The sequence below is a fragment of the Streptomyces sp. NPDC051243 genome (assembly GCF_044455405.1).
GTDB lineage: Bacteria > Actinomycetota > Actinomycetes > Streptomycetales > Streptomycetaceae > Streptomyces.
In genome coordinates this window covers 65588-90292 of record NZ_JBITES010000001.1, presented here as the reverse complement: position 1 = coordinate 90292, position 24705 = coordinate 65588, and the positions used below count along the sequence as shown (strand labels likewise).

Below are 24705 nucleotides of genomic sequence, written 5' to 3'. Positions count from 1 at the left end.
CCCAGAGCGTAAATGATCTACGCGTAACCGGACCGTGATCTCCGTTACTGCTCAAGCCCCTTGAGCTGCGTATACTCGCGCGCCCCCGACATAAGTGAGAGCTACACGCGTCTCGGCGATCGCCTCGACAGGGCCATCGAACGGATCGCGGTCCAGGACCACGAGATCCGCCAGCGCCCCGGCACGCACCTCACCCGTGTCGTCGAGGTGGTTCACATGGGCCGAGCCCGCCGTGTAGGCGGTCAGCGCCTCGGTGAGTCCGATGCGCTCGCCGGGCAGGAACACCGGTGTGTCGCCCGCGTCCGGTGCCACGCGGTTCACCGCCACATGGATCCCCCGCAGCGGATCGGGGCTGCTCACCGGCCAGTCGCTGCCCGCCGCGAGCCGGGCGCCGGAGCGCAGCAGCGCGCCGAACGGGTACTGCCACGCGGCCCGTTCGGGCCCCAGGAAGGGAATGGTCAGCTCGTCCATCTGCGGTTCGTGCGCGGCCCACAGCGGCTGGATGTTCGCGGTGGCCCCGAGGCGGGCGAAGCGCGGCACGTCGCTGGGCTGGACGACCTGGAGATGTGCCAGGTGGGGCCGCGTGTCGCTGGGCCCGTTGGCGGTGCGCGCGGCCTCGACCGCGTCCAGCGCGTCACGTACGGCCCGGTCGCCGAGGGCGTGGAAGTGGCACTGGAAGCCGAGCGCGTCCAACTCGGTGACGTGTTTCGCCAGTTGTTCCGCGTCGATGAAGGCCGTGCCCCGGTTGGCGGTGGCGCAGCCGCACTTGTCGAGGTAGGGATCCAGCAGTGCCGCGGTGCCGGTCTCGGCGACGCCGTCCAGCATCAGCTTGACACTGCCCGCCCGAAACCGGCCGTGACTCAACGCGGCCCGCCGCTCGACCAGTTCGGGAATCTGCTCGGCGCCGCGTTCACGGTCCCACCACAGCGCGCCGACGACACGCGCGGTGAGCGAGCCGTCCCGAGCGGCGGCCAGATACGCCTCGGACGGGTCGTCCATGCCGAGGAACTCCCCGACCAGCGCGTCCTGCCACGCCGTGATCCCGAGCGCGTGCAGATGCCGCTGGGCGTGCAGCAGGGCCGCCACGCGGTCGGCCTGGGTGGCGGGCGGGGTGAGCCGCCCCACCAGCTGCATCGCGCCCTCCTGCAACGTCCCGCTCGGCTCGCCCGAGCTGTCCCGGTCGATACGTCCGTCGGCCGGGTCGGGCGTGTCGCGTGTGATGCCCGCGAGCGCGAGGGCCCGGCTGTTGACCCAGGCACCGTGGTGGTCGCGGTTGGGCAGATAGACCGGCCGGTCGGGTACCGCGGCGTCCAGCAGCTCCTTCGTCGGCGTACCGCCCTCGAAGGCCTCCATCGACCAGCCGCCGCCGGTGATCCACTCCCGCTCGGGGTGCGCGGCGGCGTACGCCCGCACCGCGGCCAGCGTCTCCCCGGCCGTCTTCGCTCCGGTGAGGTCGCACTGGGTGAGCTCCAGCCCCGCCGGCACCGGATGCACGTGCGCATCCTGGAATCCCGGCAGCAACAGCCGCCCGGCGAGGCCCACCACCTCGGTCCGCGGCCCGGCGAGTTCGTGCACCTCCTCCCGTCCTACGGCCGTGATGCGGTCGCCGGTGACGGCCACGGCGGTCGCGGTGCGGCCCTGGGGAGTGAGGACGGTGCCGTCGGTGAAGAGGAGATCTGCGTGCATGTTCCGTTTCCTGGTCGGGTCGTCATCGGGATGTGCTGAGGAGCCGTGGCGCGTCGGCGTCGGTGCCCTTGCCGGTGCGGAAGTACGGCGACCTGCGCACCCACCTGGCCCACGCGGCGGCCACGAAGCCGGACGCGATCATCGCCAGGGGAGTGAACAGCAGGAACCACCCGTTGTCCGCGCTGACTTCGAAGTGGTCGGCGGAGGTGTAGAAGGACCAGCCGAGGTAGCCGCCGAGACCGAGCAGCACGGTCGCGCTCAGCGCCGGCAGGACGACCGCGCGCACTCCCTGCCGCCAGTCCTCGCGCAGCAGCGAGCGGAACCGCACCGCCGCCGCGATGGCCGTGAGGGCGTACGACAGGGCGACCACGATGCCGACGGCGCTCACCGTCGCCATGATCATGTCGGCCAGGCGCGGGATGACCAGCGCCAGTGCGGCGACCATCGCGGCCAGTGTGCCGATCAGCACCGTGCCGGCCGCCGGAGTCCCGTACCGCGGGCTGACCTTGGACCACACCGGTCCGAGCGTACGGTCCCGGCTCATCGCGAACATCGCCCTGGCCGTCGGGATCACCCCGGCCTGGAGCGAGGCCACGGCCGAGAACATCAGGGCGATCAGGGGAAGCGCCGCCCAGGGCTGGGAGGCCAGCCGCTCGCCGAAGAAGGCCAAGCCCTCGGCGCCGTGGCCCACCAACTCCTCCTCGGACAGCACGCGCTGGAAGGCGACCGAGCCGAGCAGGAACAACGCCAGCATGGTGAACAGCGTGGTGATCCCGGCCCGGGACGCGTCACGCGGATCGCGGACCTCCTCGTTGACGCTGAACGCCGACTCGAATCCCCAGTAGCAGAACACCGACAGCAACATGCCCAGCGCCAGCGCCGTCGGCGACGGGATCGCGAACGGATCGAACCAGCTCAGGCTGAAGTCGTGCGGTCCGGTGACGATGCCGTATCCGCAAAAGCCCAGCAGGACGACGTACTCGAAGACCAGCAGCCCGGCCTGCAGCCGCGCGGCGGTGCGGACGCCGGTCACGGCCGTCAGTGTGACCGCCACCAGGACCAGGATGCCCACCGCCGTGGTCTGCGCGGTGGAACCCGGATCCAGAGCGAGCCCGCCCACCCGGTGCAGCCCGGCGTCCCCCGCCAGTTGGAGCAGTGCCGAGCCGGTGACCGCGGTGGTGTACGCGAGGAACGCCACCACCGCCACGATGTTGACCCAGCCGACCATGAAGCCCAGCCAGGGCGTCAGCGAACGGCCCACCCACACATAGCCGTTGCCCGCGTTCGGCTCGACGCGGTTCAGCCGGGTGTAGGCCCCCGCGATGCCGAGGACCGGCAGGAACGCCAGCAGCATGATCGCCGGCAGATGCAGGCCGACCACGCCGGCCGTGACCCCGAGACCGATGCCGATGCTGGTGGTCGCGGCCGTGCTGGACGCGGCGATGGCGACGCCGTCCAGGACACCGAGGGACTTGCGCAGCGCGGGGCGCGCAGGAGGGTCGACGCTGTAGGGCTTGTCGGACATGGCCGGTCTCCGCTCGCACCGGGGGCCTGGGCGGCCCCGATGAGCGGACATGAAACTGTCCGGGGGGTTAACAGGTCAACGGTGTTGTCATAAGGTGCGGGCACCGTCCCGAGGGAGGCAGTCCATGAGCGAGCGCGTCGTCCCGCCCGCCGCCCGGCAGCGCAGGCGCCCCACCAAGCAGGGCGTCGTCCTGTCCGAGGGACTGATCGTGGAGACCGCCCTCCGGCTCATCGAGGAGCACGGAGCCGAGGCGCTCTCGGTGCGGCGCCTGGGCCGCGCCCTCGGCGCCGACCCCAGCTCGCTGTACCGGTACTTCCGGCACACCGACGACCTGATGCTCGCCATCGCCGACGAACTCATCGGCCGCACCCTGCGCACCTGGCGCACCACCGGCGACTGGCGCGCCGACCTGCGCGACCTCGGCCTGCGCATGCACGCCGGGGCCCTCGCGCACCCCCGGGCGGCCGCGCTCAGCTCGTACCGGGTCACCGGGCGCGCGTACGAGATCCAGGCCGTCGAGACCATCCTCGGCGTACTGCGCGGCGCCGGTTTCCCCGACGCCGAGGCGGTGCGGATCTACCACGTGTTCGTCGACCAGGCCCTCGCCCACGGCGCCCTCGACTCGGCGAGCCTGGCGATGCCGAAGGCCGCGCGTGAGGCGGAGGCGGCCGTCTGGCGGGCCACGTACGCCCGGCTGCCCGCCGACACCCACCCGCACATCGCCGCCACCGCCCGTCACCTGGTGGCGGAAATGCCGCACAGCTCGTACCCGGGCGCCCTGGACATGCTGCTCGGCGCCGCGGCGGCCCGGCTGGCGGAAATCCGCGCACGGGCCGGCCACGGGACGGCCACAATGGGCACATCCGTCAACTCCGCTCCCTGAGGAGGCCGTTCAGCGATGTCGCGCCCGCCCGCACGTCCCGCCAAGCAGCGCAAGCAGGACACCCTGCACCGACTGGAGCACGACGAGGACGTCTGGGTCGCCACGGCCGGGGCCGACGGGGGCGTGCCGTATCTCGTCCCGCTCTCCTTCCTCTGGGACGGCTCGGCTCTGCTGCTGGCCACGCCGGCCAACAGCCCGACGGGCCGCAATCTGCGGATGACCGGCAGGGCGCGCCTCGGTGTCGGACCGACCCGCGACGTCGTCATGATCGAGGGCACGGTGGAGACGCTCACCACGGACCAGCTGGCCGAGGGGGAGGCCGACCGCTTCGCCGCCCGGACCGGCTTCGACCCACGTCAACTCAGCACGCCCTACCTGTACTTCCGTGTCCGGCCGCAGCGGGTACAGGCCTGGCGCGAGGCGGACGAGTTGCGGGGGCGCGAGCTGATGGCGGACGGGAAGTGGCTGGTGGCGGACTGAAACGGTTCGGTCGGGACACCCGGGAGGTACAGGGTGGCGGGGCAGGATCGTCCCGCGCCCCGGACCTTTCGGAGGAGCCATGTCGCTGGTGAAAGCGGGATTCGTGGTGCTCGACTGTGCCGAGCCGGAGAAGCTCGCCGTGTTCTACCGGGAACTGCTGGAGGCCGAGCAGACGGAGGCGACCGCCAACCGCGTGGAGATCAGGGGCGCCGACGGTACCCGGCTCGCGTTCCGCCGCGACGTGAACGCGACGCCGCCGAGCTGGCCCCGCCCCGAGAACTCCCTCCAGGCCCACCTGGACTTCGTCGTCGAGGACCTGGACGAGGCGGAGCGCGTGATCGTCGGGCTCGGCGGGCGCCCCCTGGAGACGAAGGAGGCGGCGGGACCCTACGAGGAACGCGGCTACGCCGACCCGTCCGGCCACTCCTTCACCCTGCGCCTGGTCGCCCCCACGGCACCGAAGCAGGGGTGAGCCCGCCCCGGGTCGTCCCCGGCCAGCTGATCAAGTTCAGGACGGCGCCCGGTTCCGGCTGACAGCCCGTCGCGCGAGCACGTGCGTTCCGGCCGTGGCAGCCGCGGCCAGCGCGAGGCCCTGCGCGATGTCGCGGGCACGGGCCGGGCGCAGCACCCCGGCCCGCCGCAGCCGGCCGCGGGCCCAGAGCGTGAAGGGAACGACCACCAACGGCGAGGTGGCCGAGCCCGGCGTGAATCCGCGGACCACGGCGGCCTGCGCCAGATGCACCAGACCATGCAGCCCAAAGCCGTTGAGGGCCCCCTGGTAGAAGGCAGAGCGCCCGCCGGTGCGATACCCCTCGGCCGCCGCCGCGGCCACCACGACGGCCATCGCGGCGACGGCGGTCGCGAACTCGCGCTCGTCGACGCACTCCAGACGCCGCCATATCCGCTTCGGTACCCGCGGAAACCGTTCCCTCAGCTCGGGCACCTGAGAACGGGCCCATCGGGGCAGCAAAGCCACTTCCTCCGCGTCGTGCGCCGCCCACGCGGCCAGGAACCCCAAGGTCACACCCGCACCAACGCCGTCCCGCCCGCACTCATGTCCGCCCATGGACCGACAGTCTGTCAGCCCGCTTGGCTCCACGGACAAGACGCGAGCGACACGCCACGGCACGGCAGTGACGGCCGGACACCCCGAGCGCGTCACCGACGTCGAAGACAAGGGCTCAGTCCCGCCCACCCTTCTCACTGACCGGCCACACGCCCGTGGAGCGTTCGATGGCCTTCGCGCCCGTGCGGTCGGCCACGCTTCGGGCCACCGCGAACAGGGCGCCCTGGACCGCGGCCGCCAGCAGGATCTCTCCCCAGCCGCGGTCCCGGTCCAGAGCGTCGGGGGCGTCCTCCTCGTGCCGTATCGCCATCCAGGTCTTGCGGAAGGCGAGCCCCGCCAGCCAGCCACTCGACCAGCCGAGCGCGAATCCCATGGGCTTGTAGGCGAGGGGGAGCTTCAGCTTCTTCCTGGTCTTCTTGGCCACGTGCGCCTCCTTGGTGTCAGGGCCGTCCCCGCGCGGGGACTTCCTCGGCCTCCGGGACGGGCCCGGGCGGCGTGCCGTCGCCGAACGGCCTGCCGCCCAGCTCCTGGCGGTGGTGCGGCGTCAGCCAGCCCCGCGGGTCCGGTCCGAGGGGCACGATGCCGGTCGGGTTGATGCCGCTGTGCACTTGGTAGTAGTGCCGCTTGATGTGGTCGAAGTCGACGGTGTCACCGAATCCGGGCGTCTGGTAGAGGTCGCGGGCGTACGCCCACAGCACCTTGTTCTCCGTCAGCTTCCAGCGGTTGCACTTGAAGTGGCCGTGATAGACGGCGTCGAAGCGGACCAGCGTGGTGAACAGCCGGATGTCCGCCTCGGTGATCGTGTCGCCGACCAGATAACGCCGCCCGGCCAGCCGCTTTGCCAGCAGCTCCAGCCGCCGGAAGAGCCGCCCGTACGCCTCCTCGTACTCCTCCTGCCCGGTGGCGAAGCCCGCCCGGTACACACCGTTGTTGACGTCCTCGTAGACATCCGCCATCACGGCGTCGATCTCGTCCCGCAGCGCCTTCGGGTAGAGATCGGGCGCACCCTCGCGGTGCAGGGCCGTCCACTCCGTGGCGAGGTCGAGTGTGATCCGCTGGTAGTCGTTGGTGACCAGCCTGCCGCTGGGGACGTCCACGATCGCGGGGACGCTGACACCGCCCGGGTAGTCGGTCTCGCGCCGGTCGTAGGCCTCGCTGAGGAAGCGGACGCCGAGCACCGGGTCGCGGCCGTCGGGGTCCAGGGTGAAGCGCCAGCTGCGGTCGTCCTGGATCGGGTCGGCGATCGCCAGCGACAGTGCGTCCTCCAGGCCGAGCAGCCGCCGGGAGATCACCGCCCGGCTCGCCCACGGACAGGCACGGCTGACCACCAGCCGGTAGCGGCCCGCCGCGACCGGCCAGCCGTCCCGGCCGTCCGCGGTGATCCGGTCCGTGAAGTGGGCCTTCGACCGCTGGAACGACTTCCTGCCGTACGCGGTGTTGCCCCCGCCGCTCATCGTCGCGCTCCTCCCTGCCGTACACCGGTGTCCCAGGCCCACCGAGTCCCCCGATTTCCGCCGACGGCACGGTGTGATCCGCGTCGACCCGGGGAGTCGGAGGTGAATGAGCCGGACGACCGAGGCACCCAAGACCGACCGCAGGACCCGCGTCACCGTTCTGGTGGCCCTCGCGGCCAATCTCGTCATCGCCGTCGCCAAGACGGCCGGCGGACTCCTCGCCCACTCGCCCGCACTCCTGTCGGAGGCGGCACACTCCGTCGCGGACAGCATGAACGAGGTCTTCCTGCTGGCCTCACTGCGCCGCAGCCGCCGCCCCGCCGACGCTCGCCACCCCTTCGGCTACGGCAAGGAACGGTTCTTCTGGTCGTTGCTCGCGGCCGTCGGCATCTTCGTGATGGGCGGCTGCTTCTCCTTCTTCCAGGGCTTCGAGGCGCTGCACAGCGGTGCCCAGGAACAGTTCGGCGGCTATGTGGCGGGCATGATCGTGCTCGGCGTCGCCTTCGTGGCCGAGGGAGTCTCGCTGGTACGGGCTCTGCATCAGGTGCGCCGGCAGGGCGGCCTCGCGGACGGTCTGCGCGACCCCGCCCTGCGCACGGTCGTCGCCGAGGACGCCACGGCGGTGCTCGGTGTGACCCTCGCCTTCACGGGCATGGCGCTGCACATGGTGACCGGGCAGTCCGGCTGGGAGGCGTCCGCCTCGTTCGCGATCGGCGCGCTGCTCGTCTACGTCGCCTACCGGCTGGGGCGCGAGGCCCGTGACCAGTTGATCGGGGAGGCCGCCGCTCCAGAGACCGACGCCGCGATCCGGCAGCTGCTCGAGTCACAGCCGGAGATCGACAGCGTGGAGGCGCTGTTCACGATGAGGACGGGCCTGGAGACGGCCCTGGTGGCGGCCCGGGTCGATCTCGTGCCCGGCATCGACAGCGAACAGGTCGAGGAGGTCGCCGTCCGCATCAAGCGGTCCATCGGCCGCTCCGTCGCCGAGGCGGACCAGATCTTCCTCGATGTGACGGAGCGCTCCGCCCGCGAGGCACAGGGAAGCCCCGCCGCGACGGGGGAACGCGGCGGGGCCTGACGCACGTGTGCCCGGCGGTCACCGGTTCATGCGTCCCCGGGGAGAAAAAGTTTCCGGAGGCGCGACCGGCTCCCCGCCGGAGCACCGGTCAGTTCTCGTCGACCGGCTCCAGCACGAAGACCGGGATCACCCGGTCCGTCTTCTTCTGGTAGTCCGCGTAGGGCGGATACGCCGCGACGGCCCGCTCCCACCACTCGTCCTTCTCCGCGCCGGTGACCTCGCGGGCCCTCATGTCCCGCAGCTGCGTGCCGTCCCGGAGCTCGACATGGGGGTCGGCCTTGACGTTGTGGTACCAGACCGGGTGCTTGGGCGCCCCGCCCAGCGAGGCCACCGCGGCATAGCGCCCCTCGTGCTCGACGCGCATCAGGGGCGTCTTACGGATCTTGCCGCTCCTGGCGCCGCGGGTCGTGAGCAGGATGACGGGCATTCCCGTGTCCATGAGGGTCGTGCCCTCGGTGCCGCCGGAGCTCTCGTACAACTCCACCTGGTCGCGCACCCACTTGGTCGGGCTGGGCTCGTACTCGCCCTCGAGAGGCATGGCATCGGTCCCATCGTCGTGTCGTGATCCTGACTGACACGGTTCTCAACACCGGCACGCGCGAGAATCATCCTGCCGCCTACCGCACCAGCATCCGTACGGCCAGCGCCAGGATCACCGCGCTCGACACCAGCGCCGTGACCAACCGCCCCCGGTGCCCCGTCAGTACCCGTCCCAGCAGCGCCCCGCCCCCGGCGAGCAGCAGCTGCCAGCTCGCCGATGCCACGAACGCGGCCAGCACGAACACGCCCTGTTCCAGGGGCGATACGGCGTCGCTCGCGCGGGTGCCGAGGACGAGGGCCGCGAAGTAGACCACGGTGGTCGGGTTGAGCAGGGTGATGCCGAGCAGCGCCAGGTAGGCGCGGGCAGGGCTCGGGGGAGGGGGCGTGGAGCGGGTGGTGAGCCGGTGGCCGCGGTAGTGGCGTACGGCGGTGACCGCGCCGCGTACCGCGAGGATCGCCAGCACCAGGGCGGCGGCCCAGCGCAGCGGCGTCAGGAACGGACGCAGGGCGGTGGCGAGCGCGGAGCCGCCGAGGGTGGCCACGAGGGCGTAGAGCCCGTCGGCGGTGGCGACGCCGAGCGCCGCGCAGACCCCGGTCCGCAGGGACGTACGGGCGGTGAGGGAGACGAGGTAGGTCGCGACCGCGCCGACCGGGACGGCGATGCCGAATCCCGCGAGCAGTCCCGCGACGAGCGCGGCGGTCACGACGTGGGAAGCGTGGGCCTCCACGGTCGGCCGGACTGCTGCTGGAACCGCACCGGACGAACGGCGGCGGTCAGCGGCAGGAAGGCGATGGTCGTAGGCATGGCCGGATTCTGCGGGGACCGACCGCCCGCCCACAAGCGAATTTCACCGGGTACCTGCCGGACATCCCCCCGACCGAAGCTCTGTGCGACGATCCCCGGCCAGATTGCCCGAGCGCCTGATCTGGCCGAACTTCACGTCGACGGTTTAGATGCCTCGGGCATCTAATGAAGATCGGCACGACGCACCCCTTCGTCTGCGAGGTCTTCCATGCCGGACATGACGGAATCGCACACCGTCGCCTTCCCGCAGGACCGCACCTGCCCCTACCACCCGCCCACGGCCTACGACCCCCTGCGCGACACACGCCCCCTGGCCCGCATCACCCTGTACGACGGCCGCCCCGTCTGGCTGGTCACCGGACACGCACTCGCCCGCACCCTCCTGGCCGACCCGAGGCTGTCCTCCGATCGCACGCGGCCGGGCTTCCCCGCGCCCAACGAGCGGTTCGCGGCCGTCCGCAACCGCAGGACCGCGCTGCTGGGCGTCGACGACCCCGAACACCGGGTCCAGCGGCGGATGATGGTCCCCAGCTTCACGCTCAGGCGTGCCGCCGAGCTGCGTCCGCAGATCCAGCGGATCGTGGACGAACGGCTCGACGCGATGATCGCCCGGGGAGCGCCCGCAGAGCTGGTGGGCGCCTTCGCGCTGCCGGTGCCCTCGATGGTCATCTGCGCCCTGCTGGGCGTCCCCTACGCCGACCACGACTTCTTCGAGGGAGAGTCACGGCGTCTGCTGCGTGGCCCGACGGCCGCCGACACCCTGGACGCCCGCGACCGGCTGGAGGCGTACTTCGCCGAGCTGATCGACCGGAAACAGAAGCAGGCCGAGCCCGGCGACGGCGTCCTGGACGAACTCGTCCACCAGCAGCTGCGCGAGGGCGAGCTGGACCGCGAGGGGCTCATCGCCCTCGCGACCATCCTCCTGGTCGCCGGTCACGAGACGACCGCCAACATGATCTCCCTCGGCACCTACACCCTCCTCCAGCACCCCGAACGCCTGGCCGAGTTGCGCGCCGACCCGGGGCTGCTGCCCGCGGCCGTCGAGGAGCTCATGCGGATGCTGTCGATCGCCGACGGCCTGCTGCGGGTCGCCGCCGAGGACATCGAGGCGGACGGCGAGACGATCCGGGCAGGTGACGGAGTGGTCTTCTCGACGTCCGTCATCAACCGCGACGAGGCCGTGTACGCCGACCCCGACACCCTGGACTGGCACCGTCCGGCCCGCCATCACGTCGCCTTCGGGTTCGGCATCCACCAGTGCCTCGGCCAGAACCTGGCCCGGGCCGAGATGGAGATCGCCCTGCGCACCCTCTTCGAGAGGCTGCCGACCCTGCGCCTTGCCGTCCCCGCGGAGGAAATCCCCTTCAAACCCGGCGACACGATCCAGGGGATGCTGGAACTCCCCGTGACCTGGTAAGAGGCTCCGGTCATGCACAACGAAACGCATGAATCAGGACATATCCACATCGACATCGACCATGACCGCTGTATCGGCGCCGGCCAGTGCGCCCTGACCGCCCCGTCCGTCTTCACCCAGGACGACGACGGCTTCAGCGCCCTGCTCCCGGGACGGGAGGACGGCGGTGGCGACCCGATGGTCCGGGAGGCCGCCCGGGCCTGCCCCGTCAGTGCCATCACCGTGTCCGACACGGGGAGTTGACGGACGGTCCGTCGCTCGACCCCGGTGGCCCGTCCACGGCTGCCGGGGTCGCCCGCCCGCTCTCAGCGCGCCGCCATCAGCGACCGCGCCGCCTCCCGTGCCTCCGCCGCCGATCGCGTACCGCCCGTTATCCCCGCCGTGACCATGGCGCCCTCGGCCAGCAGATACAGCGGACCGGTCAGTGCGTCGGGAAGCCCGGCCCCGGCCACCAGTGAGGCGAGATAGTCACGGAACGCCCGCTTGTGCGCCCGCGCCTGCTCCGCCACCCGCTCCGACCGGGCGCCCAGCTCGCCGTACGAGTTGATCCAGGCGCACCCGCGGAAGTCCGCCTCGCCGAACCACTCCTCCAGCCAGTCGAAGACGGCCAGGATGCGCCGCTCGGGACTGGCCTGCCGCTCCACGTATGCGGCGAGCCGCCCGCGCCAGCGCACGTCGCGCCGCTCCAGATACGCCTCGACCAGTTGCTCCTTCGCCGGGAAGAGCTGGTAGAGCCGCTTGAGCGAGACCCCCGACGCGCCCCGGATGTCGTCCATGCCGACGGACTGGATGCCGCGCCCGTAGAACAGCTTCTCGGCGGCGTCCAGTGCCTGCTCCCGGGCGGTTGCGGTGTCCATGTGCGGCCTCTCCTTGACGCGAGAACGTGCGTTCTCCTACGGTAGCAGTCATGCTGGAGAACGTACGTTCTCCCTTGTCTCGGCCGCCTTTCCGACCCCGGAGGATGACATGACCGACCGACCGCCCCTGCCGCCGTTCACCCGCGAGACCGCGCTGCGGAAGGTGCAGGCCGCCGAGGACGCCTGGAACACCCGCGACCCGCGCAGGGTCGCCCTCGCCTACTCCGAGGACTCGGTGTGGCGCAACCGGGACACCTTCGTCACCGGCCGCGCCGAGATCGTCGAGTTCCTCACCGCGAAGTGGGCCCGCGAGCGGGAGTACGCGCTGCGCAAGGACCTGTGGGCCTTCGACGGCAACCGCATCGCGGTGCGCTTCCAGTACGAGTGCCGGGACGGCGAGGGCCAGTGCTGGCGGTCGTACGGCAACGAGCTGTGGGAGTTCGACGAGCACGGGCTGATGACCCGTCGGGAGGCGAGCATCAACGACGTGCCGATCGAGGACAAGGAGCGCCGGATCCTGGGGCCGCGCCCCGAGGCCGAGCGAGGACTGTCCTTCCCCCTTCAGTAGGGTTCCGGCGTGACCGAACAGGACGAGACCCCGCCCTTCCTCTACGTCGTGGTCTGCGGCGCCGGCATCGCCGCGGATGTCGGCAAGCTGATCACCGCCGCGCAGGAACGGGAGTGGCACGTCGGGGTCATCGCGACGCCGACCGCCATGAACGGTTTCTTCGACACGGCCGCCGTCGAGGCACAGACCGGCTACCCGATCCGCTCCGCCTGGCGCCGCCCGGGCGATCCGCGGCCCTTCCCGGAGCCGGACGCGGTCGTGGTCGCCCCGGCCACCTTCAACACGATCAACAAGTGGGCGGCCGGCATCGCCGACACCCTCGCCGTGGCGACGCTGTGCGAGGCGTCCGGCCAGGGCATCCCGATCGGCGTCCTGACGTGCGTCTCCGACGCGCTCGCCGGCCATCCCGCGTACCAGGACAGTCTGATACGGCTGCGGGGGATGGGTGTGCGGTTCGGGTACCCGTACCAGGGCGCGGACGGCGAGGAGTTCGGCTGGGAGCGGGCGCTGGACCTGCTGGAGCGGTGACCCTGCCCCCTGACAAGGAGGTCCAGGGTCACCGCCGCGCCGGTCGAGACCGTCAGCCGACGACCCGGCCCAGTTCGATCCGGTCGATGTTCGGCGCCCACCCGCTAGCGTTGCCGAACGTCACCGTGTTGGAGCCCTTCTTCAGGTCGACGGGGACGCCCAGCGTCCAGTAGTCGTCCGCGCTTCAGGTGTTCTTGAAGGTGACAGTGCGCGGTGCGGCCGTGCCGACCGTGATGTCCGCGGTACGGGACATGATGTCCGTGTTGTAGGCGTGGCCGTTGTCGCGGCGGTCGTTGTGGGCGTAGTGGACGACCAGCACATAGCGGCCGGCGCGGGGCGCCTCCACCGTGAACTCGGCTGTGCTCGCGGCGCTGTCGCCGAGCGAGCCGATGTAGGAACCGGTCGAGGCGTACGGGGAGTCGACCAGCTCGGCGCCGCCCGCGAGGGCCGCCGAGGAGGCCTCGTAGGAGAGCGTGCCGGTGGTCGAGCCGTTGCCCGAGACGTCGAGGGAGCGGACGGCTGCGTGCCGGGCGGTCAGGGCGACACGGTTGTTGCCGGCCACCAGGTACAGCCGCAGGGGCTTGCCCGGCGACGCCGTCACCCCCTCCCCGTGCAGCGCGAGCCGGACCGGACCCGTGGCCTGCGGTACGACCGTGAAGCAGCCGTCGCGTGGGGCGTACACGTCGAAGACGGCCTTGTCCCCGGAGCGCAGCACGAGCGCGCCGGTGCCCACCCCGGCCGAGGAGGAGTAGTCGTACGACGGGGTGCCGCTGATGTCGGCGAGCGTGGCCTCGTAGCGTGCCGAGGGCACCGCGGTGCGGCCGGTCAGGTCGACACGGTCGAGGGTGACCTCGGCATCGCCCTTGGCCAGTGTCAGGGTGTGAGTGCCGGCCGCCAGCTCCACACGGACGTCCTTCTTGGCGCGGTAGGTCCAGTTCTCGGTGGACGGGTAGGTGACCGTGACCGGGGTGCCGCCGTCGACGGACAGGCGCTGGGTGGCCGGGCGGCCTGACTGGTTGCCGTAGAGGATCGACAGGTCGTACGTCCCGTCCTGCGGGACCGTCACCGTGAAGGCGACCTTGCTGGTGGCGGCGTTGAGCCGCCGAGCTCCCCCCGGAGGCCTTCTTCCAGCGGGACGGCGTGCGCCTCACCGAACAGGGCCGCCACCACCTCGACCTGCGCCACCCGGCCGCCCGCGCCCACCTCGACGACACGGTCGACCGGATCGTCGGCGACTGGGGTGTGGGCTACCTGAAGCTGGACTACAACATCGTGGTCGACCCGGGCACCTGCGCCCCGGGAGACATCGCCCCGGGAGCAGGGCTGCTCGGCCACACCCGGGCCTACCTCGACTGGCTGTCCGCCGTCCTGGATCGCCACCCCGGCCTCGTCATCGAGAACTGCGCCTCCGGCGGTATGCGGATGGACGGCGCCACCCTCGCCGTCACCCAGCTCCAGTCCACCAGCGACCAGCAGGACCCCCTGAACTACCCGCCCATCGCCGCTTCCGCACCCACCGTGACCCCGCCCGAACAGGGCGCGGTCCGGGCCTACCCGCAGCCGGAGTTCGACGATGACCTGATCACCTTCACGCTGGGCGGGGCGCTGCTCGGCCGCATCCATCTCTCCGGCCACCTGAACAGGATGTCGGAGCACCAGCTCGGGCTCGTGCGGGAGGCGGTGAACACGTACAAGTCGATCCGCGGGGAACTCGCGACGGCCGTGCCGTTCTGGCCGCTCGGCCTGCCGGGATGGACGGACGAGCGGCTGGCCCTCGTACGTGTCGGTGTGGCGTCGGGGCGGAGAGGCCGAACTCAGGCTTCCCGTTGCCCACTTGGCGGGCCGCGACGTACGTGCGGAGATCCTGCACCCGGCCGCGCTCACCGCCGGCACCGCCACCTGGGACGGGGACGGACTGCGGGTGACCCTGCCGCCCGCTCCCGGTGTGCTGCTGATCCGCCTGACTTCGTAGCCGCGCCAGGACCAAGGCGCCGGTGATCGGCGGCCCTCAACGGCACGGCGTGAAAGCAGGGGTCGCTGGTCAAGACCACGTACGCTCACTGTGGTACCCCACCCCGAAGGCAGGAGCAGCAACGATGCAGTACGTGAAGCTCGGTTCGACGGGCCTGGACGTGTCGCGGATCTGTCTGGGATGCATGACCTACGGGCTCCCCGACCGCGGCGTACACGAGTGGACCCTCGACGAGGAGGCGTCGCGGCCGTTGATCCGGCAGGCGCTGGACGCCGGGATCAACTTCTTCGACACGGCCAACGTCTACTCCGACGGCACCAGCGAGGAGATCGTCGGCAAGGCGCTGCGCGACTTCGCCCGCCGCGACGACATCGTGCTCGCGACGAAGGTGAACGGCCGGATGCGGCCCGGCCCCAACGGCGCCGGCCTCTCCCGCAAGGCCATCATGACGGAGATCGACCACAGCCTCGCCCGCCTCGGCACCGACTACGTCGACCTGTACCAGATCCACCGCTTCGACCCGCACACCCCGGTCGAGGAGACGATGGAGGCCCTGCACGACCTGGTCAAGGCGGGCAAGGTGCGCTACATCGGGGCGAGTTCGATGTACGCCTGGCAGTTCTCCAAGATGCAGTACACGGCCGAGCGGCACGGCTGGACCAAGTTCGTCTCGATGCAGAACTACTACAACCTCCTCTACCGCGAGGAAGAGCGCGAGATGCTGCCGCTCTGCGCGGACCAGGGTGTCGGCGTGCTCCCCTGGAGCCCGCTGGCGCGTGGCCGGCTCACCCGGGACTGGGGCACGGTCACCGAACGCAGCGCGGGCGACAACTTCGGCAGCCGGCTGTACGTCGACAGCGACCGCGTCGTCGTCGACGCGGTCACGCGAGTGGCCGACGAACGCGGGGTTCCGCGCGCCCAGGTCGCCCTTGCCTGGCTGCTGCACCAGGACACGGTGGCGGCCCCGATCATCGGTGCCGCCAAGCAGCATCACATCGAGGACGCGGTGGCGGCGGTGGAACTGCGGCTCACCGAGAAGGAGTTGGAGGAGCTCCAGCAGCCGTACGCGCCGCATCCGATCATCGGGCACTGATCGGATCCGCCGAGGCTCAGTGGGGTCCGTGCTGTTCGAACTCCGTGCCGCACGGGCCCGCGCCCTCGCTCTCCGGCAGGGCGACGCGGTCGCCGCTCATGGACAGCGTGCGGTAATAGCGGCCGATCCGCTCGGCCGAACGCCCCACATAGTGACCGATGAACGACCGGCGAAAACGATCCTCCGTACGGTTCGGCTGCGACCCGTGCACCAGACTCCCGTTGAAGAACAGGACATCCCCCGGCTCCATGTCCACGGGAACGGCGGCCAGCCCCGCAGGCGGCGCGACGTACTCCCGGGCGAAGGACACGTCCGAGTCCGCAAGCTCCGGGCAGAACAGCTCCATCTCATGTGTGCCGGGGACGACTTCGAGCCCCCCGTTGTCCCGGTCGATCACATCGCAGGCGATCCACGCCGCCACACACGTGCCCGGCTCGACCCGCAGATAGAAGTTGTCCTGGTGCAGCGCCTGCCCCCGGGCCCCCGGCGGCTTGAAGTAGAACATGCTCTGCGCCGCCAGCACCTCCTCCCCGAGCAGCACCTCCAGCACGCCGCGCAGCCGCGGATCGAGCAGCACGCGCAGGGCCAGGTCGTCGATCTCGTGCGGTTGCATCACCCTCGGGTAGGTGTTCAGCGGATCGCCGTCCGACGGACGCGGCTCGAAGTGCCCCGGCACCGGACCGGCCGCGTGCAGTGCCGCGAACCGGTCACGGAGCCGGTCGATCTCGTCGTACCCGAACAGCCCGCGTACGACGGTGAAGCCGTCCTCGCGGAAACCGCGGAGACCGGCCTCGGGCAGGATGGGGGCGCCGGGGCCGCCGTTGTCCATGACGGTCATGTGTCCACTCCTCGGTCAGGTGCCATCGCCCTGTCACGCTAGGCCGACAGACACCCCAGGAGGATGACCGTGAGCGCTGACGGATTGCCCGAGACTGCCGCGCCCGGCGACCCCGCCCCGCCGCCGGGCCTGGTGGTGGTCGGGTGCTTCGACCAGCCGGCCGGGTACGGGATCAACCGGCCGCGCGGGGCCGACAGCTGGCTGTTCACCTGGACGACCGGCGGGCAGGGCCGGCTGCGGCACGGGGGCGCCGAGGCGCGGGCCGGGGCCGGGGACCTGGTGGTGCTCGCGCCCGGCGTACCCCACCGCTACGGGGTCGAACCGGGGGCACGACACTGGGAGTTCTGGTGGGCGCACTGCCAGGCCCGCCCGTCCTGGCGGCCCTGGCTCCTTCCGTACGACACCGGCGAGGGGATGTACGTCGTCACGCCGACGCCGGCCGCGGTGCACGGCCGCGTCGAGGCGGCCTTCCGCCGGATGCTCGCCGACGCCCGGTGGACGGGGACGGAGGCGCCGCCGGACGTGGCGCCTGGGGACCGGCCGGGCGCCGTGCCGTCGGCAGATGTGCCGGTCGCCGCGGGGTCCGCGGATGTGCCGGTCGCCGTGGTGCCGGGGGACGCGCCCGTCGCCGTGGCGCACGGCACCGCGGCCCGCGAACTCGCCCTGTGCTCACTGGAGGAGGTCGTCCTGGTCACCGCCGGCACCGCGCGGGCGCCGCGCCCCCACCCGGGTGTCGACCCGCGGGTGCGCCGCGCGCAGGCGCTGATCGCCGCCGACCCGGCCGCCCCGCACACCGTTCGCTCGCTCGCCGGCCATGTCGCGCTCTCGCCCTCCCGGTTCGCGCACCTCTTCACCCGGCAGACCGGGCAGTCACCGATGCGCGCGCTGCGCGAGGCACGTCTGCGGCACGCAGCGCGGCTGCTGGAGAGCAGCGACCTGTCCGTGGAACGAGTGGCCGCCGCCTCGGGGTTCGTCAGCCCGTTTCACTTCAACCGGGTGTTCCGGGAACGGTACGGGATGCCGCCCGGCGCGTACCGGGCGGCCGGTTCAATGGTTGGCGAGTGACCTGTGAAGGTCCGGTGAAGGCCGGGGCGTGCGTATGACCAGGCGAAAAGCCGGGAGTGCGGACCGTCAATGGTTTGGATGGGCGCTGTGGCGCCACTCGGTGAATACCATTTCCCATTGCTGCGCGGATACCGTGCAATGAGCGCGACCGGCTATTGACCGATCGTCAAATGGAGAGCGTCGAGCACGTAATGCGCAAAACCCCGGAATGGCTTGTTCCCTGTCCCTGACCTGTGCAAAGGTGTGCTTCGCTCCCTCACACCCCACGCTTCACAAGAGCTACGCGCGGAGCATACCCCTTGGTATGGACCTTCATTGCCGCATGCCCTCCGGAGGAATGCCGTCGTGCATGACGCTGGCCTGTCGAATTCCCCCCAGAACGCCCGTCTCTTTGAAGTGACGGACGCTCAACTGAGCGCCGAACTCAAGAGGTGGACAGGGGCGACACCGGCGCTCCACCCGGTTGGTGAACTCCTCGACCGGCACTGGGAAGCGGGCTTCGCCTACGCGCGTCTGTGCACCGTGGACGCCCGTTCCGCGGGAATGCTCACCACCGCGGCATTCACCCGCCTTTTCGGCGAAACGCTGCGGCAGACCGGACCGACGGCCGCGTGGCGCCCCCAACTGCTCGTCACCGTGCGGCGTATCGCGGCCGAGTGGGACAACGACCGCAACCGCGAACTGCTCCACCCCGAACTGCGCTCCGAGTCGGACGGCGCGGAGCGGGCCGCCGCCCGGCTCCTGCCGCCCGCCGAACGCCGACTGCTGACCGGGGCCTTCCAGCGGCTTCCCCAGTCGGCCCGCTGTCTGCTGTGGCACACCGAGGTCGAGGCCGAGCCGCTGGCCGTACCGGCCGGTCTCCTCGGCCTGGACGAGGAGTGTGCCCGGGTCGAACTGGGCCGGGCCTGCGAGCGGTTGCGCGAGGAGTGCCTCCAGGTCCACCGCGAACTCGCCCCCGAGCAGGAGTGCCGGCGCTATCTGCGGATGCTGGACGTCACCTACCGGCGCGGCGGCGTCGACATCGACCCCGACCTGCGCGAGCACCTGAACCGCTGCGCGCACTGCAGCGACGCCGCCGAGCAGCTGAACTTCTTCAACGCGGGGCTCGGTGTCGCGCTGGCCGAGGCGGTGCTCGGCTGGGGCGCGGCTGCCTATCTGGAGTCGAGAACGAGAAAGGCCGACACGCCGGCGGAGGTGCAACCGCCGACGCCGGCGCCGCAGATCGCGGGCGAGTCCTTCTTCGCCGACGGGGACGCCTCTGCCCCTGCGGGAGACACCCCGGCCCCTGCCGGAGAGGTCGCCTCGGGAGCGGGGCCGGCCCCGGTCCCTCCGCCGCCGTCGACGCCGCCTCTCGCCGCCGAGGCCTTCGCCCCCGGAGGTGAGCCCTTCGCCCCCGCGGCAGGAACGGCCGTCACCACGGGCGAGTCCTTCACCGCGGCGGCCCCGGCCTCCTCACCCGCGGAGCCCGGCCCCCGAAGCTCACGCCGGGCCGCCCGCCGGGCCGCCACGCGCACCGCCCCCGCATCCGCTTCCGCGGCCCCCACCGGCGAGACCACCCGCACCTGTTCCGGCCGCTCGGCCCTCAAGGCCGCCCGCCGTGCCGCACGGCGCCGCAGCCTCACCGCGGCCGTCGCCACCGTCAGCGCCCTGGTCGTCCTCCCGCTCGTCGTCTGGGCCGCGGTCGGTTCCGGAGACGACCCCGCCCCGGCCGCGGGAGACCGCCCCACCGAGACGCCCGACGCCGACGCGGGCTCCACCACGAGCAATCCGTCCTGGGCGGGCGCGGCCGAGGCCGCGAAGGGCGATCTGCGGGGCCGGCTGCACAACATCGGGTCCGGGCTGTGCGTCGGCATCGTCGGCGGGAAGGCCGAGGAGAACGCGGAGACCGGGCTCACCAAGTGCTCCACGGCGCCCGACCAGCAGTGGTCGTACGAGACCGACGGGCTGATGCGCAGCGGCGCCGACCCCGGCCTCTGCCTCGACTCGCACCTCGGCTACTCGGTCCGGCTGGCCCCGTGCAAGGGCGCCTCCGATTCCGAGAGCAGGAACGTCCGCTACGACTTCACCCTCCAGGGCACCCTGGTGCCACGCTTCGACCAGGACCTGGCACTCAGTCCCGCCGCCACCGACGGCTCGGGCGCCCTGGTCCTCAAGACCCGCGACGACGACGGCGACGCGCAGCACTGGGTGTTCGACACATCGCGGACGGAGCTGCAGATGGAGGTGGTCAACTGGGCCGAGGAGCTCACGGACGCCACGCCGAGCACACCGGCGCCGACGCCGACCCCCACCCCGAAGTCCTCGCAGGCCCCGACCCCGTCCGCGACCCCGTCGCCCGCCCAGCCGACATCCACGAGCCCGTCCCCGACCGAGGTGTGCTCCTCCTACCCGTACGACTGCTCCTGGGACGGGGACGGCCAGTACGGCTGGACCGGCGGCGGTTACGGGGGTTCCGGCGGGTACGGCGGGTACGGCGGGTACGGCGGCGGCTACGGCGGTGGCGGTCGCCGCTGACCGGGGATCAGCCGCCCGTGCCGGGCTGGAGCACCGTCAGGAACACCGAGGACTCGTTCCCGGCGACGGGCACCTCGCCGGCCGTCCAGGCCACCTTGAGCGGGTCCCGCTCGTCGGGCGGCGTCACGAGCAGCGCCTCCGGCACGGCCGTACGGGCCCCGCTGATCTCCGGGCTGGCGTAGGTCAGCCCGGCCCATGCGCTCCGGCCCGGGGCCAGCGACACCGTCGTCGGTGTGTCGGGGGAGCGCTTCGGGTCCGGACCGAGCTGCCTGCCGGACGCGTCGACGAAGGCGGCACCGGGGTAGCCGCGCACGCTGCAGGTGCGGTCGGTCGTGTTGGTCAGCACGATCGGGAAGTTCCGCTGCCCCGCCCCGGGACTGGGACGGCCGATCCTCGCGCTCAGCTCGGAGGTGTGGCAGCGCGGGGCCGCGGCGGCCGACTGGGTCACGGGACTGCCGGTGTCGGCGGTGCCCGGTCCGGTCGTACCCGGCTCGGTCGCGGGACTCCCCGTACCGACCGTTGCCGTGCCGCTGCTCGTGCCGCCCGGTGTCCGCACGGCACCGCCGGCTTCGGCGCCGCTGCCGCACGCCGCGGCCAGGCTCAGCAACGCGACGGCGCTCACCAGGGGAGTCGCCCTGCGGACCCGCTGTACTCGGTGCGCGGAGTGGAATGCCCGTGTGCGTCCCATGTCTGTGACGACTCCCCGTTTTCCCGCCGAGTACTCACCCGAGGACCCGGCGCTCGGCTCACCCCTCGTCGACGAGCCCGATCTCCGCCCAGATGGTCTTGCCGTCCCCGGTGTGCCGACTGCCCCAGCGCTGGGTGAGCTGGGCGACCAGCAGCAGTCCGCGCCCGCCCTCGTCGAAGGTCTTGGCGCGGCGCAGATGCGGTGCCGTGTGGCTGTTGTCGGAGACCTCGCAGATCAGCGTGGCCGCGTCGTGGATCAGCCGGAGCCGGATGGGATGGATGCCGTAGCGGATGGCGTTGGTGACCAGCTCGCTCACCACCAGCTCGGCCGTGAACGACGCCTCGCTCAGGTTCCAGGACCCGAGCTGCTCGACGACCTGCTTGCGGATGGGCGCGACGAGCGCCGGGTCCGCCGGGATGTCCCAGGTCGCGACCCGGGAGGCGGGCAGGCCCTGGGTGCGGGCCAGCAGCAGCGCCACGTCGTCGGCGGCGCCGCCCGGCGGGAGCAGGGCGCGCAGGACGTGGTCGCAGGTCTCGTCCAGCGAGTCGGAACGGGCCGTCAGCGCCTCGCACAGGAGCGCGTGGCTGGCGTCGACGTCGCGTTCACGTGTCTCGATGAGGCCGTCGGTGTAGAAGGAGAGCACCGTGCCCTCGCGCAGTTCGATCTCGGCGGACTCGAACGGCAGCCCGCCCAGGCCCAGCGGCGGCCCGGCGGGCAGTTCGACCTCCCGCGGCTCGCCGCCCGGCGGGAACACCACCGGCGAGGGGTGCCCGGCCCGGGCCAGCGTGCAGCGCCGGGAGACCGGGTCGTACACCGCGTACAGACACGTGGCGCCGACCTCGCCGGGGCTGTCCTCGCTGCCCGTCTCCTCGGAGAGGCGGACGACCAGGTCGTCGAGGTGGGTCAGCAGCTCGTCGGGCGCGAGATCGATGTCGGCGAGGGTACGTACGGCGGTGCGCAGCCGGCCCATGGTGGCCGAGGCCTGGATGCCGTGCCCGACGACGTCCCCGACGACCATGGCGACCCTCAGCCCGGACAGCGGGATCACGTCGAACCAGTCGCCGCCCACCCCGGACCGCGCCGCCGGGAGATAGCGGGACGCCGCCTCCAGCGCGGCGGTGCGCGGCAGGGACCGGGGGAGCAGACTGCGCTGGAGGGCGAGGGCCGTCTCGCGTTCGCGGGAGTAGCGACGGGCGTTGTCGATGCAGACGGCCGCCCGTGCGGTGATCTCCTCGGCCAGCAGCACGTCGTCGGGCGTGAACGGCTCGGGGTTGCTGAACCGGGTGAGCACGGCGACACCGAGCGTGGTGCCGCGGGCCTGGACGGGCACGGACATGGTGGTGTGGACGCCGTACGCCTGGATCCGCTCGGCGCGCGCCGGGTCCCAGGAGAGCCACTGGCCGAGGTCGCCGGTCGACGTCGAGGCCACGATGGCGTGTCCCGCCAACAGCGCGTCGGCCTGCGGCGACGGAGCCGGATACACGTCCACGTTCCCCGGCTTGACCACGGCCTCGGGGGTCCCGCTGTTGACGGACCGGTGGGCGGCCCGGCGCAGGGTGACCGGGGCCGTCAGTCTGCCGGTGGGCAGCTCACCGCCGTGCTCCGGAGGGTCCAGCAGGTCGACGCTCACGAAGTCGGCGAGGGCGGGGACACAGACATCGGCCAGTTCCTGGGCCGTGCGGGAGACGTCCAGGGTGGTGCCGATGCGCACGCTGGCCTCGTTCACCAACTGCAGCCGCTCCTGCGCCAGGTACTGCTCGGTGAAGTCGTGCGCGGCGACGGACACACCGCGCACCCGCCCCTTGGCGTCGGTGATCGGGGCCATGCGCGCCAGCCAGGCGTACGTCCGGTCCCCGCCGACGGGGACGTACGTCCGTACGTCGGTGCCCCGGCCGGTGGTGAGCACGCGCAGGAGCTGCCGCTCGATGTCGTAGCTCTGGGCCTTGCCGGTCAGTTCGGGCGCCCGCAGTCCTCGTACGTGCTCCTCGGAGAGGCGGAGGACCTCGGCCATGACGGAGTTGATCCTGCGCAGCCGCAGCCGCTCGTCGTAGATGGCGATGGCGCACGGGGATTCCAGGAGCCCGACGTTGTCCAGCGGATCGCCGGGCAGCCGTGGGCCGTCGCCCTCGATCGGCGTGACCACGAGCCAGCGATCCTGCCCGGCGTCCGGCGTCGTCCGTACCCGGTGGGCGAGCAGCCACACGGCCACCTCGCCGCCGTCACGGTGGCGCAGGGTGAGGATGCCGTCCCAGCGCTCCCCCTCGGGCGCTCCGGCAAAGTCGTGCTCCCCGTCGGCCAGCAGATCCACGGCGGGGCGCCCCAGGACCTCGGCTGCCGGATGGCCCAGCAATCGCTCCGCCCCGGCGTTCCACTCGATGAGCACGCCGCTGTCGTCGATGACCGCCCGGGCCGTCGCGGCCTCGTCGAACGGGTACTCCGGGCTCATGGTCGCCGCCACTCCATCGCGTACACCCACGGTGATCAAGCGTGTGACTTGGGCTCCAGCCTAGTGCTTCGGCGCCTCGCACGGAGCGGATCCCTCTTGGTGCACCCTTGACTGCTTCGCGTGTCACCCCGTCAGAATCTGTTTGTTCGCGATTGGTTGTGAGTGCTTCTGGGCCCTGATGAGGGAGAGCCGCCATGACAGTCGCTCGACGATCGTCACTCCCCGCCGCCACGGCCGCCCCGGCGGCCGGAGCGCTGCTGAGCACGCCCACCGCACAGGCGGCGGAACTCGCCGAGGCCGCGGATGCGGGGGCCGGCCGCGGTGCCGCCGAGCCCGGCCACGACGACTCGGGCTGGCGCGAGGTCGCGGTGCCGCACGACTGGTCCATCGAGTTCGCCCCGACCACCGAGCACGGCACCACCAGCGGCACCGGCTACTTCGTCGTCGCCGGGCTCGACAGCGGGCGTGAGGAGAGTGCCGAGCGCCAGCTGGCGAGCACGCGTACGGCCTTCTGTGGCAAGGCGCTGGCGAGCACGCGTACGGCCTTCTGCGGCAAGGCGCTGGCGGTCGTGCGGTCCGGCACCGAGGCGGGCTCCCTGAAGGTGACCGCACGGGCCGGGGGCCTGCAGCCCGGCAGCGTGAGCGTGCGGACGACTCCCGCGAGGCCGGCGGCGCTCACCCCGGCCGCGGTGTTCGAGCCCGATCACCCCGTGCCCCCGAACTACCCGTACGCGGACGCCGGTTACTCCGGACGGCCGGACACGTTCCCGGCCGCCATGCTCGACGGCGACCCGGCCACCGGCTGGTCCCACGGCTTCCTCGAGGCGGCCACGGCCCTGCTGCCCGCCTTCGACGGAGCCCGCTCCGAGGACTGGGTCTCGGTGGACCTGGGGCGTACCCGGACCTTCGACCGGGTGGAGGTGTCCTTCACCGTGGACGCCGGGCGCAGCCTGCCCGCAGCGGTCGTGGCCGAGGTGTGGGACGGTCGACAGTACGTGCCGGTAGAGGGCGCGAACGTGGAGCGGGTCAGCAAGCTGGAGCTACCGACCACCTGGCCCGCGTCACGGTCCGGACGCGACAAAGGACGACCCATCGCGGCAATCCCAGCGATGCGTTACGTCCGGACCGTTGACGGGGTGTCATGTCGCCGACAAGCATGGCTGCGTCCGCCTGGGAGCGCTCCCACCGCGAGCGTCACCCGC

General features: G+C 71.9%; 24 protein-coding genes and 2 pseudogenes. 12 read left to right on the top strand and 14 right to left on the bottom strand.

Annotation, left to right across the window (positions count from 1 at the left end):
• Window positions 1–51: 51 nt before the first annotated feature.
• Window positions 52–1686: an amidohydrolase gene (locus tag ACIBAG_RS00380; RefSeq protein WP_399099261.1), complete on the bottom strand. Its 1635-nt coding sequence runs from the start codon at window positions 1684–1686 to the stop codon at window positions 52–54.
• Window positions 1687–1708: 22 nt separating this feature from the next.
• Window positions 1709–3211 carry an APC family permease gene (locus ACIBAG_RS00375; protein ID WP_399099259.1) on the bottom strand — a complete coding sequence of 501 codons (1503 nt, stop codon included), beginning with the start codon at window positions 3209–3211 and terminating at the stop codon, window positions 1709–1711.
• A 124-nt stretch (window positions 3212–3335) separates the two neighbouring features.
• Here ACIBAG_RS00375 and ACIBAG_RS00370 point away from each other — a divergent pair, with 124 nt between their 5' ends.
• From ACIBAG_RS00370 to ACIBAG_RS00360, 3 genes are all read left to right on the top strand, one after another.
• Window positions 3336–4094 (top strand): TetR/AcrR family transcriptional regulator, encoded by a 759-nt coding sequence (locus ACIBAG_RS00370; protein ID WP_399099257.1) that lies wholly within the window; start codon window positions 3336–3338, stop codon window positions 4092–4094.
• A gap of 15 nt (window positions 4095–4109) precedes the next feature.
• Window positions 4110–4574, top strand: coding sequence for a pyridoxamine 5'-phosphate oxidase family protein (locus ACIBAG_RS00365; protein WP_399099255.1), 465 nt, complete (start codon window positions 4110–4112; stop codon window positions 4572–4574).
• Between the two features lie 79 nt (window positions 4575–4653).
• Window positions 4654–5046: a VOC family protein gene (locus ACIBAG_RS00360; RefSeq protein WP_399099253.1), complete on the top strand. Its 393-nt coding sequence runs from the start codon at window positions 4654–4656 to the stop codon at window positions 5044–5046.
• Between the two features lie 36 nt (window positions 5047–5082).
• Here the strand turns inward: ACIBAG_RS00360 and ACIBAG_RS00355 are convergent, their stop codons facing one another.
• From ACIBAG_RS00355 to ACIBAG_RS00345, 3 genes are all read right to left on the bottom strand, one after another.
• Window positions 5083–5640, bottom strand: coding sequence for an HXXEE domain-containing protein (locus tag ACIBAG_RS00355; protein ID WP_399099251.1), 558 nt, complete (start codon window positions 5638–5640; stop codon window positions 5083–5085).
• A 115-nt stretch (window positions 5641–5755) separates the two neighbouring features.
• Window positions 5756–6013 (bottom strand): DUF4235 domain-containing protein, encoded by a 258-nt coding sequence (locus ACIBAG_RS00350; RefSeq protein ID WP_093910002.1) that lies wholly within the window; start codon window positions 6011–6013, stop codon window positions 5756–5758.
• A gap of 67 nt (window positions 6014–6080) precedes the next feature.
• Window positions 6081–7094, bottom strand: coding sequence for a glutathione S-transferase family protein (locus ACIBAG_RS00345; protein ID WP_399099249.1), 1014 nt, complete (start codon window positions 7092–7094; stop codon window positions 6081–6083).
• A gap of 106 nt (window positions 7095–7200) precedes the next feature.
• Between ACIBAG_RS00345 and ACIBAG_RS00340 the strand changes: the two genes are divergently transcribed.
• Window positions 7201–8172 carry a cation diffusion facilitator family transporter gene (locus ACIBAG_RS00340; RefSeq protein WP_399099247.1) on the top strand — a complete coding sequence of 324 codons (972 nt, stop codon included), beginning with the start codon at window positions 7201–7203 and terminating at the stop codon, window positions 8170–8172.
• Between the two features lie 88 nt (window positions 8173–8260).
• On the opposite strand, the gene ACIBAG_RS00335 is transcribed toward ACIBAG_RS00340, so the two are convergent.
• Entirely contained in the window at window positions 8261–8710 is a 450-nt protein-coding gene (locus ACIBAG_RS00335) for a nitroreductase family deazaflavin-dependent oxidoreductase (protein WP_399099245.1), read from the bottom strand.
• A gap of 79 nt (window positions 8711–8789) precedes the next feature.
• Window positions 8790–9416, bottom strand: a complete 627-nt coding sequence (locus tag ACIBAG_RS00330; protein WP_399099243.1) for a LysE family transporter — start codon at window positions 9414–9416, stop codon at window positions 8790–8792.
• Window positions 9417–9725: 309 nt separating this feature from the next.
• On the opposite strand from ACIBAG_RS00330, the gene ACIBAG_RS00325 reads away from it, so the two are divergent.
• Entirely contained in the window at window positions 9726–10934 is a 1209-nt protein-coding gene (locus ACIBAG_RS00325) for a cytochrome P450 (RefSeq protein WP_399099241.1), read from the top strand.
• A gap of 42 nt (window positions 10935–10976) precedes the next feature.
• A complete protein-coding gene (locus tag ACIBAG_RS00320) occupies window positions 10977–11177 on the top strand; it encodes a ferredoxin (protein ID WP_399100523.1) in 201 nt (66 codons plus the stop codon).
• A gap of 62 nt (window positions 11178–11239) precedes the next feature.
• On the opposite strand, the gene ACIBAG_RS00315 is transcribed toward ACIBAG_RS00320, so the two are convergent.
• On the bottom strand, window positions 11240–11791 hold the full coding sequence (locus ACIBAG_RS00315; RefSeq protein WP_399099239.1) for a TetR/AcrR family transcriptional regulator: 552 nt from the start codon (window positions 11789–11791) through the stop codon (window positions 11240–11242).
• Window positions 11792–11900: 109 nt separating this feature from the next.
• Here ACIBAG_RS00315 and ACIBAG_RS00310 point away from each other — a divergent pair, with 109 nt between their 5' ends.
• Window positions 11901–12359: a nuclear transport factor 2 family protein gene (locus tag ACIBAG_RS00310; RefSeq protein WP_399099237.1), complete on the top strand. Its 459-nt coding sequence runs from the start codon at window positions 11901–11903 to the stop codon at window positions 12357–12359.
• A gap of 9 nt (window positions 12360–12368) precedes the next feature.
• Window positions 12369–12887 (top strand): flavoprotein, encoded by a 519-nt coding sequence (locus tag ACIBAG_RS00305; RefSeq protein WP_399099235.1) that lies wholly within the window; start codon window positions 12369–12371, stop codon window positions 12885–12887.
• Between the two features lie 52 nt (window positions 12888–12939).
• Here the strand turns inward: ACIBAG_RS00305 and ACIBAG_RS00300 are convergent.
• Window positions 12940–13986: pseudogene (locus ACIBAG_RS00300) on the bottom strand (cellulosome protein); the annotation flags it as partial.
• Here ACIBAG_RS00300 and ACIBAG_RS00295 point away from each other — a divergent pair.
• Together ACIBAG_RS00295 and ACIBAG_RS00290 are read left to right on the top strand one after the other, a co-directional pair.
• Window positions 13986–14859: pseudogene (locus ACIBAG_RS00295) on the top strand (glycoside hydrolase family 36 protein); the annotation flags it as partial. The pseudogenes ACIBAG_RS00300 and ACIBAG_RS00295 sit on opposite strands and share 1 nt — an antisense overlap.
• A gap of 124 nt (window positions 14860–14983) precedes the next feature.
• Window positions 14984–15952, top strand: coding sequence for an aldo/keto reductase (locus ACIBAG_RS00290; protein WP_399099233.1), 969 nt, complete (start codon window positions 14984–14986; stop codon window positions 15950–15952).
• 16 nt (window positions 15953–15968) lie between these two features.
• On the opposite strand, the gene ACIBAG_RS00285 is transcribed toward ACIBAG_RS00290, so the two are convergent.
• Window positions 15969–16790 (bottom strand): phytanoyl-CoA dioxygenase family protein, encoded by an 822-nt coding sequence (locus tag ACIBAG_RS00285; protein ID WP_399099231.1) that lies wholly within the window; start codon window positions 16788–16790, stop codon window positions 15969–15971.
• Window positions 16791–16853: 63 nt separating this feature from the next.
• Here ACIBAG_RS00285 and ACIBAG_RS00280 point away from each other — a divergent pair, with 63 nt between their 5' ends.
• Together ACIBAG_RS00280 and ACIBAG_RS00275 are read left to right on the top strand one after the other, a co-directional pair.
• Complete coding sequence (locus tag ACIBAG_RS00280; RefSeq protein WP_399099229.1) at window positions 16854–17855, top strand: helix-turn-helix domain-containing protein; 1002 nt, start codon at window positions 16854–16856, stop codon at window positions 17853–17855.
• Window positions 17856–18200: 345 nt separating this feature from the next.
• A complete protein-coding gene (locus tag ACIBAG_RS00275; protein WP_399099227.1) occupies window positions 18201–20369 on the top strand; it encodes a ricin-type beta-trefoil lectin domain protein in 2169 nt (722 codons plus the stop codon).
• Between the two features lie 7 nt (window positions 20370–20376).
• Here the strand turns inward: ACIBAG_RS00275 and ACIBAG_RS00270 are convergent, their stop codons facing one another.
• From ACIBAG_RS00270 to ACIBAG_RS00255, 4 genes are all read right to left on the bottom strand, one after another.
• A complete protein-coding gene (locus ACIBAG_RS00270; RefSeq protein WP_399099225.1) occupies window positions 20377–21057 on the bottom strand; it encodes a DUF4232 domain-containing protein in 681 nt (226 codons plus the stop codon).
• A gap of 58 nt (window positions 21058–21115) precedes the next feature.
• Window positions 21116–23503 carry a SpoIIE family protein phosphatase gene (locus ACIBAG_RS00265; protein WP_399099223.1) on the bottom strand — a complete coding sequence of 796 codons (2388 nt, stop codon included), beginning with the start codon at window positions 23501–23503 and terminating at the stop codon, window positions 21116–21118.
• A 215-nt stretch (window positions 23504–23718) separates the two neighbouring features.
• On the bottom strand, window positions 23719–23880 hold the full coding sequence (locus tag ACIBAG_RS00260; RefSeq protein WP_399099221.1) for a hypothetical protein: 162 nt from the start codon (window positions 23878–23880) through the stop codon (window positions 23719–23721).
• Window positions 23881–23936: 56 nt separating this feature from the next.
• Window positions 23937–24182, bottom strand: coding sequence for a hypothetical protein (locus ACIBAG_RS00255; protein WP_399099219.1), 246 nt, complete (start codon window positions 24180–24182; stop codon window positions 23937–23939).
• Window positions 24183–24705 lie beyond the last annotated feature (523 nt).

Excerpts from the sequence above, each read along its gene's own strand:
- ACIBAG_RS00380 (WP_399099261.1), bottom strand. The coding sequence starts at position 1,686 with ATGCACGCAGATCTCCTCTTCACCGACGGCACCGTCCTCACTCCCCAG.
- ACIBAG_RS00375 (WP_399099259.1), bottom strand. The coding sequence starts at position 3,211 with ATGTCCGACAAGCCCTACAGCGTCGACCCTCCTGCGCGCCCCGCGCTG.
- ACIBAG_RS00370 (WP_399099257.1), top strand. The coding sequence starts at position 3,336 with ATGAGCGAGCGCGTCGTCCCGCCCGCCGCCCGGCAGCGCAGGCGCCCC.
- ACIBAG_RS00365 (WP_399099255.1), top strand. The coding sequence starts at position 4,110 with ATGTCGCGCCCGCCCGCACGTCCCGCCAAGCAGCGCAAGCAGGACACC.
- ACIBAG_RS00360 (WP_399099253.1), top strand. The coding sequence starts at position 4,654 with ATGTCGCTGGTGAAAGCGGGATTCGTGGTGCTCGACTGTGCCGAGCCG.
- ACIBAG_RS00355 (WP_399099251.1), bottom strand. The coding sequence starts at position 5,640 with ATGGGCGGACATGAGTGCGGGCGGGACGGCGTTGGTGCGGGTGTGACC.
- ACIBAG_RS00350 (WP_093910002.1), bottom strand. The coding sequence starts at position 6,013 with ATGGGATTCGCGCTCGGCTGGTCGAGTGGCTGGCTGGCGGGGCTCGCC.
- ACIBAG_RS00345 (WP_399099249.1), bottom strand. The coding sequence starts at position 7,094 with ATGAGCGGCGGGGGCAACACCGCGTACGGCAGGAAGTCGTTCCAGCGG.
- ACIBAG_RS00340 (WP_399099247.1), top strand. The coding sequence starts at position 7,201 with ATGAGCCGGACGACCGAGGCACCCAAGACCGACCGCAGGACCCGCGTC.
- ACIBAG_RS00335 (WP_399099245.1), bottom strand. The coding sequence starts at position 8,710 with ATGCCTCTCGAGGGCGAGTACGAGCCCAGCCCGACCAAGTGGGTGCGC.
- ACIBAG_RS00325 (WP_399099241.1), top strand. The coding sequence starts at position 9,726 with ATGCCGGACATGACGGAATCGCACACCGTCGCCTTCCCGCAGGACCGC.
- ACIBAG_RS00315 (WP_399099239.1), bottom strand. The coding sequence starts at position 11,791 with ATGGACACCGCAACCGCCCGGGAGCAGGCACTGGACGCCGCCGAGAAG.
- ACIBAG_RS00310 (WP_399099237.1), top strand. The coding sequence starts at position 11,901 with ATGACCGACCGACCGCCCCTGCCGCCGTTCACCCGCGAGACCGCGCTG.
- ACIBAG_RS00290 (WP_399099233.1), top strand. The coding sequence starts at position 14,984 with ATGCAGTACGTGAAGCTCGGTTCGACGGGCCTGGACGTGTCGCGGATC.
- ACIBAG_RS00285 (WP_399099231.1), bottom strand. The coding sequence starts at position 16,790 with ATGACCGTCATGGACAACGGCGGCCCCGGCGCCCCCATCCTGCCCGAG.
- ACIBAG_RS00280 (WP_399099229.1), top strand. The coding sequence starts at position 16,854 with ATGACCGTGAGCGCTGACGGATTGCCCGAGACTGCCGCGCCCGGCGAC.
- ACIBAG_RS00270 (WP_399099225.1), bottom strand. The coding sequence starts at position 21,057 with ATGGGACGCACACGGGCATTCCACTCCGCGCACCGAGTACAGCGGGTC.
- ACIBAG_RS00265 (WP_399099223.1), bottom strand. The coding sequence starts at position 23,503 with ATGAGCCCGGAGTACCCGTTCGACGAGGCCGCGACGGCCCGGGCGGTC.